Origin of the sequence: Candidatus Palauibacter australiensis (assembly GCA_026705295.1) — a bacterium.
GTDB classification, from domain to species: Bacteria; Gemmatimonadota; Gemmatimonadetes; order Palauibacterales; family Palauibacteraceae; genus Palauibacter; species Palauibacter australiensis.
Genome location: JAPPBA010000128.1, coordinates 1 through 13,692 on the forward strand (window position 1 = coordinate 1; position 13,692 = coordinate 13,692).

General features: G+C 69.3%; 12 protein-coding genes. 10 read left to right on the forward strand and 2 right to left on the reverse strand.

The genetic code is table 11. From position 1 onward, the window contains the following. Together OXN85_09975 and OXN85_09980 are read left to right on the forward strand one after the other, a co-directional pair. Positions 1-1,182: serine hydrolase (locus OXN85_09975; GenBank protein ID MCY3600281.1), on the forward strand; the 1,182-nt coding region annotated here is incomplete at its 5' end. A gap of 168 nt (positions 1,183-1,350) precedes the next feature. After that, on the forward strand, positions 1,351-3,024 hold the full coding sequence (locus tag OXN85_09980) for a serine hydrolase (protein MCY3600282.1): 1,674 nt from the start codon (positions 1,351-1,353) through the stop codon (positions 3,022-3,024). 41 nt (positions 3,025-3,065) lie between these two features. On the opposite strand, the gene OXN85_09985 is transcribed toward OXN85_09980, so the two are convergent. After that, on the reverse strand, positions 3,066-4,052 hold the full coding sequence (locus OXN85_09985) for an NADPH:quinone reductase (GenBank protein MCY3600283.1): 987 nt from the start codon (positions 4,050-4,052) through the stop codon (positions 3,066-3,068). Positions 4,053-4,205: 153 nt separating this feature from the next. Here OXN85_09985 and OXN85_09990 point away from each other — a divergent pair, with 153 nt between their 5' ends. From OXN85_09990 to OXN85_10005, 4 genes are read left to right on the forward strand one after another with little or no spacing between them, the layout of a single operon-like run. Further along, on the forward strand, positions 4,206-4,991 hold the full coding sequence (locus OXN85_09990; GenBank protein MCY3600284.1) for an SDR family oxidoreductase: 786 nt from the start codon (positions 4,206-4,208) through the stop codon (positions 4,989-4,991). Then, a complete protein-coding gene (gene folB, locus OXN85_09995) occupies positions 4,991-5,359 on the forward strand; it encodes a dihydroneopterin aldolase (protein MCY3600285.1) in 369 nt (122 codons plus the stop codon). Before OXN85_09990 ends, folB begins: the two co-directional genes overlap by 1 nt. Further along, positions 5,356-5,865, forward strand: a complete 510-nt coding sequence (folK, locus tag OXN85_10000; GenBank protein MCY3600286.1) for a 2-amino-4-hydroxy-6-hydroxymethyldihydropteridine diphosphokinase — start codon at positions 5,356-5,358, stop codon at positions 5,863-5,865. The genes folB and folK overlap by 4 nt, the downstream gene beginning before the upstream one ends. A 28-nt stretch (positions 5,866-5,893) precedes the next feature. Then, entirely contained in the window at positions 5,894-7,579 is a 1,686-nt protein-coding gene (locus OXN85_10005) for a hypothetical protein (GenBank protein MCY3600287.1), read from the forward strand. Here OXN85_10005 and OXN85_10010 read toward each other — a convergent pair. Continuing rightward, entirely contained in the window at positions 7,576-8,085 is a 510-nt protein-coding gene (locus tag OXN85_10010) for a hypothetical protein (protein ID MCY3600288.1), read from the reverse strand. The genes OXN85_10005 and OXN85_10010 overlap by 4 nt on opposite strands. Positions 8,086-8,241: 156 nt before the next feature. On the opposite strand from OXN85_10010, the gene OXN85_10015 reads away from it, so the two are divergent. From OXN85_10015 to OXN85_10030, 4 genes are all read left to right on the forward strand, one after another. Continuing rightward, complete coding sequence (locus OXN85_10015; GenBank protein MCY3600289.1) at positions 8,242-9,153, forward strand: DUF3810 family protein; 912 nt, start codon at positions 8,242-8,244, stop codon at positions 9,151-9,153. Beyond that, positions 9,150-11,105, forward strand: coding sequence for a cation:proton antiporter (locus tag OXN85_10020; protein MCY3600290.1), 1,956 nt, complete (start codon positions 9,150-9,152; stop codon positions 11,103-11,105). Before OXN85_10015 ends, OXN85_10020 begins: the two co-directional genes overlap by 4 nt. Then, complete coding sequence (locus OXN85_10025) at positions 11,102-12,268, forward strand: aminotransferase class I/II-fold pyridoxal phosphate-dependent enzyme (GenBank protein MCY3600291.1); 1,167 nt, start codon at positions 11,102-11,104, stop codon at positions 12,266-12,268. Before OXN85_10020 ends, OXN85_10025 begins: the two co-directional genes overlap by 4 nt. Continuing rightward, on the forward strand, positions 12,265-13,692 hold a 1,428-nt coding region (locus OXN85_10030), incomplete at its 3' end, for a DUF4153 domain-containing protein (protein ID MCY3600292.1). The genes OXN85_10025 and OXN85_10030, both read left to right, overlap by 4 nt.

Consider the following 13,692-nt stretch of genomic DNA (forward strand, 5'->3'; position numbering starts at 1 on the left):
CACTGCGTCCTGGTCATCCCGAGAGGACGGAAGATGCGCTCCTGCGAGAACTCGTACACGAATACCGGATACAACCTCCAGGCGATGCTCGTGGAGCGGGTGACCGGACAGACGTTCGACGAGTTCTCGCAGGAGCGCATCTTCCGTCCTCTCGGGATGACCAGGACGCAGTGGCGGGACGATTTCACCGAGATCGTGGACGAGCGCTCCGTCGGCTACCGGCGGAGAGGGGACGGCGAATGGCACATGCTGATGCCGTTCGAGAACGTGCACGGCAACGGCGGTCTGCTCACGACCGTCGGCGACCTCCTCCGGTTCACCCGCAACCTCGACACCGGCGAGGTCGGCGGCCCGGAATTCGTCCGTCTCATGCACGAGGAAGGAACGCTCGACTCCGGGTGGAAGACCGGCTATGCGGGCGGGCTTCGCGTGGGCGAATACAAGGGTGTGCGCGAGGTGTCGCACGGCGGTTCGACCGCCGGGTACCGCGGTTTTCTCACGCGCTATCCGGATCACGGGGTCGCGGTGTCGCTGATGTGCAACGTGGCCGAGGCCAACCCCGGCGGACTCGCCCGCCAGGTGGCGGAACTCTATCTCGCGGAAGCCATGGCCGGGGAACCTCCGGCGGATGCGGCAGGAGTGGATGTCGATCCCGCGGACGTCGCCGCCTTCGCCGGCGGATACCGGGATACGCGAACGGGACAGTACCTGGAGCTGACCGCGGATGGTTCATCCCTGCTCATGAGCGGAGGACCCGGCGGACCGCCGCTCGCGGCCAGCACCGAAACCCGGTTCGCCTCGGCCGCGGGCGTATCCATCGCATTCGAGCGTCCCGCGAGCGCGGGCGACCGTCCCCCCGGCCTCATGGACATGCCCGCCGCGGACGGGGTGCGGATCGAGCCCGTCGGCCCGTTCGAGCCGACGGCGCCCGACCTGGCCGAATACGTGGGCGCCTACCGCAGCGATGAAGCCGAGGTCACGTACTGGTTCGAGGTCGAGGACGGTCGGCTCGTGCTTCGGGATCGGTACGGGGACGGCTCCGCGCTTGAACCGCTGTATGCCGATGCGTTCGGCCAGGGGTCCCGCACGTTCATCTTCCGACGCGACGAAACCGGCCGGGTCTCGCAGGCAGGTCTGAGCGAGGGGCGGGTCTGGGATCTCCGCTTCGAACGGGTGGAATAGACCGGGACGGGGTGCCGCAGCGGGCGGCCCTCCCCGCGTGCGCGGGCGCGGCTCGGCGCCGGATCTCGACGGGGTCGGTGCGGACACCGACATTGCACTTTCAGGCTTGCAGACGGCTGCGGCCGGCGACGAGACGGCGAGTGCGGCAATCCAGTCAGGAGGAAGACGATGAAGACACGACCCTGGACCCTCATCCTTCCCCTCGCCGGGGGACTCGCCTGCGCGGACGCGAACCCGGAAGCCTCGGGCGGGGACGCGGTCGAACTGGCGGCGCTCGACGCGGTCTTCGCGGACTACAGCGCGGTGGACGGCCCCGGGTGCGCCTTCGCGGTCTCGCGGGATGGACAGCAGGTCATGGCGCGCGCGTACGGCATGGCGAACCTCGAGTGGGACCTGCCGAACACGCCCGAGACGGTGTTCGAGCCGGGCTCGGTCTCGAAGCAGTTCACCGCGGCGGCCACGATCCTGCTCGCGCTGGAGGGCGGCATCGACCTCGACGACGACATCCGGGAGTACTTTCCCGAGATGCCCGATTACGGCGAGCCCATCACGGTGCGGATGCTCATCCATCACACGAGCGGGCTCCGCGACTGGGGGTCGGTGGCCGGCATCCACGGCTGGGCGCGCACGACCCGGATCCACACGCACAAGCACGCGCTCGACATCGCGAGCCGCCAGCGCGCCCTCAACTACGAGCCGGGCCGCTACTACTCGTACACGAACACCGGGTACAACCTCCAGGCGATGCTCGTGGAGCGGGTGACCGGACAGACGTTCGACGAGTTCTCCCAGGAGCGGATATTCCGCCCCCTCGGCATGACGAAGACGCAGTGGCGGGATGATTTCACGGAGATCGTCGAGGAGCGCTCGATCGGATACCGGCGCGGAGACGACGGCGAATGGCACATGCTGATGCCGTTCGAGAACGTGCACGGGAACGGCGGTCTGCTCACGACCGTCGGCGACCTCCTCCGGTTCACCCGCAACCTCGACACCGGCGAGGTCGGCGGGCCCGAGTTCATCCGACTCATGCACGAGCAGGGGATGCTCGACTCCGGGCGGCAGATCAGCTACGCGGGCGGACTCTTCGTCGGCGAATACAAAGGCGTGCGCGAGGTGCAGCACTCTGGAGGCACCGCGGCGTACCGGGGCTTCCTCACGCGCTTCCCCGACCACGGGCTCGCGGTGTCGGTGATGTGCAACGTGGGCGAGGCCAACCCCGGTGGGCTCGCCCGCTCGGTGGCCGAACTCTACCTCGGCGACGCCGTCGACGAGGAAGCGTCGGAGGACCCGGCGGGTGCGGACGTCGATCCGGCCCGCGTCGCCGCGTTCGCCGGCGGGTACCGCGACGCCCGCACGGGCCAGTTCATGGAGTTGACGGCGGACGGCTCCTCGCTGCGCATGGGAGGAGGGCCCGGCGGGCTGTCCCTCGCGGCCATGAGCGAGACCGAGTTCGCCTCGCCGGCGGGCGTATCCATCGTCTTCGACGCCGCGGCCGGCGACGGAGGCAGGCCCGGAGCGACCATGGACACGCCGGTCGCGGACGACGTGCGGATCGAACCCGTGGAGGGTTTCGAGCCCACTGCGTCGGACCTGGCGGCCTACGTCGGCGCCTACCACAGCGACGAGGCGGAAGTGACGTACTGGGTCGATGTCGAAGATGGCGGGCTGGTATTGAGGGACCGGTATGGGGACGGGCCCTCGCTCACGCCGGTCTATCCCGATGCGTTCAGGCAGGGAGGCAGCACGTTCATCTTTCGGCGCGACGATGCCGGCCGGGTCACGCAGGCGAGCCTGAGCCAGGGACGCGTCTGGGATCTGCGCTTCGAACGGGTGCAGTAGCGCGCCCCCCTTGCACACAGCGGGGGCTCTGTCCGCGGCAGCTAGATCTCGACGAGGATCTTCCCGTCCGCGCGACCGGACTCGAGGGCGTCGTGCGCGGACGCCGTCTCCGCGAGGGGGAAGGTGGCGGCGACCCGCACGTCGAGTTGTCCGGCCGCGAGCCAGGTGGTGAGATCCCGGACCGCCGCGCGGCGGGCGGCAGGCGGCAGCAGGTAGCCCTGCACGAAGTGGATGCGCAGGTCCTTGAAGGCGAGCGGATAGTAGGCGAGCGGCAGTTCCGGGCCGGAGGTTGACGAGTACGACGCGATCGTCCCGTTCTCCCGCAGGACCGCGACGTCCGTCTCGAGGTTCGCGGCGAGATCCACCTCGATGACGCGGTCCACACCCTCCCCATCGGTGAGGTCGAGGACCCGGTGGGCGACGTCCTCCCGCCGGTAGTCGATCGCGTGCCTCGCGCCGCCGCCCAGCGCGACCTCCGCCTTGGCGGCGCCGCTCACCGTGGCGATGACTTCGGCGCCGCCCAGCGTGGCGAGCTGCACCGTCAGGTGGCCGACGGCCCCGGCGCCTCCCTGCACGAGGATCCGCTTGCCGCCCACCGGCCCGTCCCCGTACACGGCGTAGTGCGCCGTGCAGCCCGGCACTCCGAGGCCCGCTCCATCGGCGAAAGAGGCGCCGTCCGGCAACGGCACGGCCTGCGCCGCCGGTACCGCCGTGTACTCCGCCGCCGTGCCGAACGGGCGGCCGCCGCCCTGGGCGTTCCACAGCCAGACGCGTTCGCCGACGCGCGCCCGGTCGACCTCCGCCCCCACCGCATCGATCGTCCCCGCCCCATCCGAGTGCGGCACGATGCGCGGATGAGGCATCGACAGTCCGATCCAGCCGGCTCGCCGCTTGGTGTCCGACGGATTCACCCCCGAGGCGGCCAGCCGCACCCGGACCTCTCGCGCCGCGGGCACGGGCGCGTCCTGATCCCCGAATTGGAGCACATCCGGAGCGGGGCCGGTCCGCTCGTACCAGATCGCTTTCACGCGCTTCCTCCGGGTTGCATCCTCGCGTCCGCCGCGGGTGCTGCCGCAATGGGGCGCGCGGCGGTGCCGCGTGCAACGCCCCATCCGTTCTCGAACCTTGTACATTCCCGGCTCCAAAGCTGCCGGGGAGACGCTCGTGAACGGAGAGCTGCCGTGAAACTCGAGGGCGCCGTCGCACTCGTGACGGGGGGCGCGCGCCGGCTGGGCCGCGCGCTGTCGCTGGGCCTGGCCGAGGCGGGGTGCGACATCTTCATCCACTACCGGAGTTCAGCCGAGGCGGCCGACCGCACGGCGAAGGACGTGCGCGCCCTGGGGCGCCGCGCGGCGACGGCCGCGGCGGACCTCTCGCGCCCGGAGCACATCGACGGCCTGTTCGAGGCGTTCGACGCGGCGTTCGGGCGCCTCGACATCCTCGTGAACTCCGCCGCGAGCTTCGAGCGTACTCCGTTCGGCGAGGCGACGGTCGCCGAGTGGGACGCCGCGCTGGCGCTCAACCTGCGCGCTCCCTTCCTCATGACGCAGCGGGCCGCCGTCCGAATGCGCGCCGTGACCGAGCGGCGAGGAACGCAGGGGGAACCTCGAGCGCCCGGTGTCATAATCAACATGTCGGACATGTCGGCGCTCGCCGCCTGGAAGGGGTTTGCGCCGCACGGGGTCAGCAAGGCCGGACTCCTGCACCTGACGGCGCTGGCGGCCCGCGAACTGGGCGCGGAGGTGCGCGCGAACGCGATCATTCCCGGTCCGATTCTTCCGCCTCCAGGGGAGACGGCGGAGGACGCAGCGTGGCGGGAGAAGGGCCGGAGGACCCCGCTCGGGCGGACGGGCGATCCGGAGCACGTTGCGCACGCGGCGCGGTTCCTGGCCGAGAACGACTATGTGACGGGAGCGACGATCCACGTGGATGGCGGCGAACATTTGCTGACGGGAGGGGCGCGCTGATGGCAGCGGATACGGTCATCATCCGCGACCTCCTCATCCGGGGCATCATCGGGGTCAACGACTGGGAACGCGAGAAGAAACAGGACATCGTGATCAACCTGTCCCTCTCCGTGGACGCCCGGGCCGCGGGCGAGTCCGACGACGTCGCCGATGTGCTGAACTACCGGACGCTGACCAAGCGCATCATCGCGCACGTCGAAACCGCCGAGCCGTATCTCGTGGAGGCCCTCGCGCACCAGATCGCGCGGATCGCGATCGTCGACTTCGGCGCGGCGCGGGCCAGGGTCCGCGTGGAAAAGCCCGGCGCGCTACGCTACGCGCGCTCGGTGGGGGTCGAAGTCGAACGGACGGCGGCGGACTACACGTGAACGCCTCCCCCCGGGCCATCCTCCTCACGCTGGGCTCGAACATCGACCCCGAGCGGAACATCGTCGCGGCGCTCGAGGCGCTCGACGAACTGCTGGGCATCGAGGGAGCCTCGCCCATCTACGAGGCGGACCCGGTCGGAAACCCCGGGATGCCCCGCTTCCTGAACGCGGCCGTGCGCATCACGACCGACCTCTCCCCGGGAGAACTGAAGTTCGAGGTCATCCGGCCGCTGGAGCGCCGCCTCGGGCGGGTCCGGACCGCGGACCCCAACGCCCCCCGCACGATCGACATCGACATCGCCGCCGTGCAGGGTCTGGTCGTCGATCAGGAGGAGTTGCAACTCCCGGACCCGGAGATCCCGACGAGGGCGCATCTGGCGGTGCCCCTCGCGGATGTGGCGCCGGGTTTCCGGCACCCCCGCCTCGGAATCACCCTGGGTGAGATCGCGGCCCCATTCCGCGACGAACCGGGGCTCGCGAAACGCGACGATGTGCGGTGGCCGTGAACGCCGCGCGGCCGTACCTTCCGGCCCCATGATTCCGTCCACGGCGCCCCCGATCCGGGGGACCCGCCGCGCCCCGGTCCGGGGCAAGTACATCGCCCACACCCTGCTTCTTCTGGGCCTTGTCGCCGCGCCCGCGGTGCACGCGCAGGCATCCCCTCCCGCCGTGGGGAGAGACAGTAGCGCGACCGCGATCATCGACACCGTCGTCATCAGCCGGCAGGACGTCTTTCCGGAGGACGCCGCCGCCGGGAACTTCATTTACCGGCTCGGCAACGGATTGCACGGGACGACGCAGCCCTGGGTCGTCCGCCGCGAACTGCTCCTGAGGCCGGGGACGCCCTACGACTCGCTCCTCGCCGCCGAGAGCGAACGAAACCTCCGCCGCCTCGGCCTCTTCCGCCGCGTCCGGGTGGATTCGACGCGCGTCGACGGGAAACTCGCGCTGAGCGTGAGAACGCGCGACGCGTGGAGCCTGCAGCCCCGCTTCACGGGACGACTCGCAGCGGACGGCACGCTGACCGGCACCTTCGGGGTTACCGAGATCAACCTCGCGGGCAGCGGAAACGCCATGCGGGTGTGGTACGTCCGCGACACCGATCGCGACGGAATGGACCTCCGGCTGACGTCGAACCGACTGGCTTCCACCCGGCTCGCGGCCAACGCGACGTGGCTCAACCTCTCGGACCGCGACGTCATCGCGTGGTACCTGTCGAACCCCTTCCGCGCTTTCTCGGACCGCGCAGCGTTCTACTACGAGGGGCGGGACTTCCGGGGACGGATCCCGCAGTACGTGCGGCACAACCCCGACGACCTCCAGACGATCGAATGGCGGCGGCGAGCCCAGATCCACCGCCTGACCGGAGCGGTGGCGCCGGTCGCGAATCCACGGGAGGTCGTCCGCATCGGGGCGATGCTCGAGGTCCGGCACGAAGAGCATCTGCGACTCGAACACCCCGGCATCGACCTGGACAGCCTCGACGCCACGGTGCGGGACTCGGTGTACGGACTCATCGGCGTATATGCCGAGTGGCGGCGCGCACGCTTCGAGCGCGTGGAACGCTTCAACGGATTCTCCGAGGAAGACCAGGACCTCAGCGACCGCGTGCGGGTGTCCGTCAAGCTCGCGCACGAACGCCTGGGATACCGGTCGACCGGCATCGGAACGCGCCTTGTTCTATCGTCGGGCAGGCGGGTGGGCCCGGCGATTCTCAAGGGTGCGCTCGACGGCGGCGGCCTCTTCAACTCGGCGGGCCTGGACTCCGGCTACGTCTTCGGCACGGGAACGGCAGCGGTGCGGGAGACGGAGCGGAATACGACCTTCCTGCAAGCGTCCGCGGGGATTCAGGAATCGCCGCGTCCCGGCACCGAACACGACATCGGCTTCCAGGTCTTGCCGCGCCTCTGGGGTCCGCACGCTTTCGTGGGCACCCGCACGTTGCGGGCCACGCTGGAACATCGCTCCTACCTGGTGGATAGCTTTTACAACCTGTTCGGGCTCGGCGTAGGCGCGTTCGTCGACTATGGCGGCGCCTGGTATCCGGACCAGGATCGGAGGCTGGGCGGGAACGTCGGGGTCACCGTGTTCGGGGGGTCCCCACTCTCCTCCTTCGCGCAGGTGACGAACCTCAATATCGGTTACCGCTTCGGCGGAGGGATCGGCGACAGCGAAAGATCGAGGTGGGCCTTCAGCGCCGGCGGCGGCTTACGATTCTAGGGTAGAAGGATGCCGCCGGCGACGAGGAGTTGCTGTCCTCCCTCGAGTTCGTACCTCGCCTCGACGAAGGGCGTGAACCCGGCGAGCGGAAACCGGAAGCCCGCAACGATGTTCATCCCGAAGAGCCGCTCCTCGGAATCCTCCCCTACGTCCGCCGGGACCGACTGCCACGCCACGTTCAGCCCGCCGCCGACATAGGGGACGAAGTTCGTCACGTCGGGGAACGAGAGATCCCCCAGAACGTTGAAGTTGAGTTCCCGGTAGTCGTAGTCGCCGCCGGGATCACCGAGACCCGAGTCGGGGAAGAAGTAGTCGAAGGAACCGGCCACCCGGATCCCCGGGGCGATCCACGGCAGCGACATCTGCGCGCGCGGGCCGATGCCGAAGTCCGCGTCGTCGCCGAAGGTGACCTGACCCCCGGCCTTGACCTCCTGCGCGGCGAGTGGAGTCCCGCACAGGGCGGCCGCGAACAGGACGACCAGCGTTCCCAACCCGCGTCGACGCATGCACGCCCCTCTGTCTGTCATTCTCGCCATCGGTCTCAATCCCCCCCTGAATCGCCTCCTGCCCTTCGACAGGAGTGGGACGCCGCGAATGCCGCGACGGTTGCACCCGGCCCGCCGATCCCGAACTTTCGTCCACCGACCCGCGTACGAGGACCCATGGAAAGACTCCGCATCCCCAACCTGGCGACGTACCTCCCGGTCGCGCCTTCCGACCTGCTGCTCGCGGCCCCCGTCGCGGCCCGGATGCTCTTCGGTCTGAGCCCGGCCGGGCGGGCAGTTCAGGCGGCAGCGCTCGGCGTGTACGCGGGCAGCGCGCTCATCGACTGGGCGGTTCGGGCCGACGCCCGCCTCGTGGACTTCGAGGCTGCGTTCGGCTTCGATCCGCTCGCCCCGCCCCCGGCGTCGGAGGAGGAACGGAGAGGTGATGTCGAAGGGCTCGTGGAGCGGCTGAATGCAAACTACGTGCCGATGGATACGCCGCGGAAGGAACTGGCGGAACAGGTCGACCTGTCCCTCACCGACTTCCTCGCGGAACTCACCGGCCAGCGTCTGGAGACGAGCTCGAAGGTCCGGGAGTTCATGCTCGCGCAGATCGTCTTCCCCTTCGCGCTCGGGGCGGCAGACCCCCTGACGGGGGACGTCGCGATCTTCAGGAGCACGGGCATCTTCGAGCCCCATGTGATCGCGCACGAGTTCTCGCACCGCAAGGGATACATGAAGGAAGTCGAGGCGCAGGTCCTCGGCTATCTCACCCTGGTGCGTTCGGGTGAACCCGTCCTCGAGCAGTCGGCCCACTGCGAGCGCCTGGACCGCCAACTCTGGGTGCTGGCGGAGCGGGACGCCGCTGCGTACAACGATCTCCTCGCCGAGATCGGACTTCGGGAGGAGTTGAAGGATGCCTTCGCCGTGCGCCACCCGGCGGAGGGTCCGGTCAGCGGCGTCGTGGGTCCGATGATGAAGAACGCCTACAACGCCCGCATGAAGCTCACGGGGCAGAACGGCCTCTCCGACTACGACGAGGGCTTCACGAACTTCCTCCTCGCGATGGAGCGAGCCGCCGCCTCGTGAACCTCCAGGATCCGGCGCTCACCTTCGCCCTCGCCATCACGGCGGGCGTCGTTGCGCAGTCGCTGGCACGGCACGCGCGCATTCCCGGCATCCTCCTCCTGCTCGCGGCCGGCATCCTCCTCGGACCCGAGTTCGCGAACATCGTGCGGCCCGACACGCTGGGCGATGGCCTCAATCCCATCGTCGGGCTGGCGGTCGCGGTGATTCTCTTCGAGGGCGCGCTACAACTCAACCTCGACCGGCTGCGGCGCGAGGCGCTGACGATCCGCCGGCTGATCACGCTCGGCGCGCTGGTCACGATCGCCGGAGCCGCGGTCACGGCGATGCTCGCGCTGGGCTGGAGCCTCCGCATCGCGTTGCTGTTCGGAGCGCTCGTCTCGGTCACGGGTCCGACGGTGATCAACCCGCTCACGCGGCGGATCCGCCTCCGAAACAACCTCCGGACGATCCTCGAGGCGGAAGGCGTGCTCATCGATCCCGTCGGCGCGATCCTCGCGGTCGTCGCGTTCGAGTTGGCGCTCGCGTCGACGGCGGGGGACGTGGGGGCCGGTTTCCTAGGCCTCGTCACGCGCCTGGGCCTCGGCTCCGTCATCGGGGTGGCAGGAGGGTTCGTCATCGGCGGTCTGCTGAGGATGCGGCGCGCGATCCCCTCCGATCTCCGCAACGTCTTCACGCTCGCCGGCGTCCTCGCGCTCTACCAGGGTTCGCACGCCATCCTGCCCGAGAGCGGGATCATGACCGTCGCCATCGCCGGCCTCGTCGTCGGCAACATGGGACCCCGGCACGCGCGCGAACTCGTGGAGTTCAAGGAGCAGCTCACGTTCCTGCTCGTGGGACTCCTCTTCGTCCTGCTGTCGGCGGCCGTGGACCTCGGCGACGTGCGGGCGCTCGGAGCAGGCGGGGTCGTGACCGTCATCGTCCTCGTCGCCGTCGTCCGCCCGCTCTGCGTCCTCCTCTGTACCTGGGGCGCCGGCCTGAGCCGCAACGAGCAGGCGTTCCTCGCCTGGCTGGCCCCGCGCGGGATCGTCGCCTTCGCCGTCTCCTCGCTGTTCGCGGCCGAACTCGCACACAGCGGAATGGAGGTGGAAGGCGATCAGCTGCGAGCGATGGTCTTCCTCGTCATCGCCGTCACCGTCGTCGCCCTCGGCGGGACGGGCGGGCTCGTGGCGCGTCTGCTTGGGGTACGGAAACCGTCCAGCCACGGGTTCGCGGTCGTCGGGGCCAATCCCATCGGACGCGCGCTCGCCCGAACCCTGCGCGCCGCCCGGAGCGGGGACGCACCCATCGTTCTCATCGACACAAACCCGACGGAGGCGGGGGCGGCGGAGAGCGACGGCTTCCGCGTCGTGCTCGGCAACGCGAACGAGGCGCGAGCGCTGATGAAGGCGGGGGTCGAATCGCGCCGCGCCCTCGTCGCCCTCACGCCGAACGAGGGCGTGAACCTGCTGATCGCCAAACGGGTCGAGGAAAGCTGCCCGGGCGTGAGTCGCCTCGTGGCCATCGACCCGCTCACGCCCGGAGTCGGACCCGAGCAGGTCGACGAGAGCGGCGCCTCCGTACTGTTCGGGCTCGGGATCGACCACGAGCGCTGGGCGCACGAGTTCCGGCGGGACCGCGTGGAGATCGAACCTCTCACCTTCGAGGGCCTCGCCGGGTTGCGCTTCTCCCAGATCGAGGCTCTGGCCGACCGCCGGTTCCCCGCCCTCGCCCTCGTGCATCGCCGCGGCAGGCGGGAACGGCCGGTGTCGAGCGGCACGACGCTGAAGCCCGGTGACACGGTCTGGTTCGGCTGGCTTCGCGAGCAGGCGGAACTCGTGGAGCCGCGACTCGCCCGGGCCGGGTTCCGCCGCCCGGACGTCGAACCGGCGGAGGGCGGCGGGGAGACGGCCGAGCAAGACGCCCCCGGCGCCGGTGGCACGCTTCCTTCCGACGGGCCAGATTCGGAGCGATGAAAATCCATACCGCCCGCCGTACGCACGGCTTCACGGAATCCGTAATTCGGATGATGACCCGGCTCTCGAACGAACACGGAGCCATCAACCTCTCGCAGGGTTTTCCCGACTTCGAGTCGCCCGACACGCTGAAGATCGGCGCCGCGCGCGCGATCTACGATGACGTGAACCAGTACGCGATCACGTGGGGTGCGAAACGGTACCGCGACGCGCTCGCCGCGAGCTACCGCGACTGGTACGGGCTCGACGTCGATCCGGAAGCGCACCTCACGATCACCTGCGGGGCCACCGAGGCGATGATGGCGGTGCTCCTGGCGGTCGTGGACCCGGGGGAGGAAGTCATCGTCTTCGAGCCGTTCTACGAGAACTACGGGCCGGACACCACGCTCTGCGACGCGACCCCCGTGTTCGTACCGCTGACCGCGGAGTGGCAGATCGACTTCGACCGCCTGCGCGCGGCGTTCAGCGACCGGACGCGCGCGATCATCGTGAACACCCCGAACAACCCCACGGGCCGCGTGTTCAGCCGCGACGAACTCGAGAAGATCGCGATCCTGTGCCAGGAGTTCGACGCCTACGCGATCACGGACGAGGTCTACGAGCACATCCTCTACGACGGTGCGCGGCACATTCCGATGGCGACGCTTCCCGGCATGCGGGACCGGACGATTACGATCAGCGCCGCCTCGAAGACGTTCGCGGTCACGGGCTGGCGGATGGGGACGGTCGTCGCGCACCCGGAGTTGTCGGACGCCATCCGCAAGGTCCACGACTTCCTCACCGTGGGAGCCGCCGCGCCGCTCCAGGAAGGCGTCGCTACCGGCCTCGAGATGCTTCCGCCGTCCTACTATGAAGGGCTCGCCGATGTGTACGGCGCGAAACGGGACCTTTTCTATCCCGCGCTCGTGGAGGCGGGGTTCCGCTGCCGCAAGCCGGAGGGCGCGTACTACGTCCTCGCGGACTTCTCCGACCTCTCGGATCTGCCGGATGACGAGTTCGCGTTCTGGCTCACGCGCACGATCGGCGTCGCGCCCGTTCCCGGATCCAGCTTCTTCCACAACCCGGAGGATGGGCGCAAGCTCGTGCGGTTCGCCTTCTGCAAGACGGAGGCGCTGCTCGAGCAGGCCGCCGAGAGGCTCGTAACGATCAAAGCCCGGGTGTGAAGCTCCCTTCGGTCGAGCGGCTCGCCGCGGCGGCGTGGGTGACGGCGCGGCGGTTCCCCCTCGTACTGACCTGCGCGGTTGTCGCCGCCATCGCCGCGATGCGAGCGATCAACGCGGAAACGGCGCTCGAACTGCGCCTCGTCGCCACGGCCAGCCTCGGCCTCCCGCTGCTCACCGGGCTCACCCTGTTTGCGGAGCGGTGGACGCTCCCCTGGCCGCGTCACTGGGCGCTTCGCGGGCTCGGCGTGGCCGTGCTCGCGCTCTACTACTGGCAGTGGCCGAACTGGGGCGAGAACATCGCCGGCCTCCGCCATTTTCACCTGACCGCGACGCTCCACCTGCTCGTCGCCTTCATCGCCTACGTCGGCGTCCGTGAGCCGAACGGCTTCTGGCACTTCAACCGCACGCTCTTCTTCCGGTTCGGCCTCGGGGCGATCTACACCGGCGTCCTCTTCGCCGGACTCTCCATCGCCATGTTCGGCATCGAGAATCTGTTCAACATCGACATCGCCGATGAGAACTACGGCCGGCTCTTCTTCTTCCTCGGCTTCGTCTTCCAGACGTGGTTCGTGCTCGCGGGCGTGCCGGACGATTTCGAGCAACTGGAGCGCCGCGACGATTATCCGGCGGGCCTGCGCGTCTTCGCCCAGTACGTGCTCCTCCCGCTCGTCGCCGTTTACCTGATCATTCTCACCGCCTACCTCGGACGCGTCGTCATCACGACGACGTGGCCCAGCGGGTGGATCGGACTCCTCGTCTCGGCCCTCGCCGCCTTCGGCATCCTTTCGCTCCTCCTCGTGCATCCCCGCCGCGGACGGGAAGGCCACGCGTGGATCGACACGTACGCCCGCATCTTCTGGATTCTCATCATCCCGTCCATCGTGATGCTCCTGCTCGCCATCGGGCAGCGCATCGAACAGTACGGGATCACCGAGCGCCGGTATCTCCTGCTCCTGCTCGGGGTCTGGCTCGCGGGCGCCGCCCTCTTCTACACGGTGACGCGGTCGCGCGAGATCAAGGGAATCCCGCTGACGCTGGCCGTCATCGGCGCCGTCACCTTCGTCGGCCCCTGGTCCGCCTACGCCGTGGCCGAACGGAGCCAGGTGGGCCGGCTCGAGGATCTGCTTTCGACGCACGGAGTCCTGGCCGATGGCCGCATCTCGCCGGCCGCCGTCGAGATCCCGCCCGAGGACTGGCAGCAGATCAACGACGTCCTTCTCTACCTGATTTCGTGGCACGGGACCTCCGCCATCGACGAGTGGTTCGGGGGCGGCGTGGCGACAGTGGATACGATCGGAGACGGAATGGCGGCCTCGCTGAGGGTTGCGGAGGCCGGACCGCGGGCGACGCTCATCGCGGACCACTTCGGGCTCGTGCCCTCCGAGGGACTGCTCGCGGATCCCTTCGGGTTCGTCGACATCTCG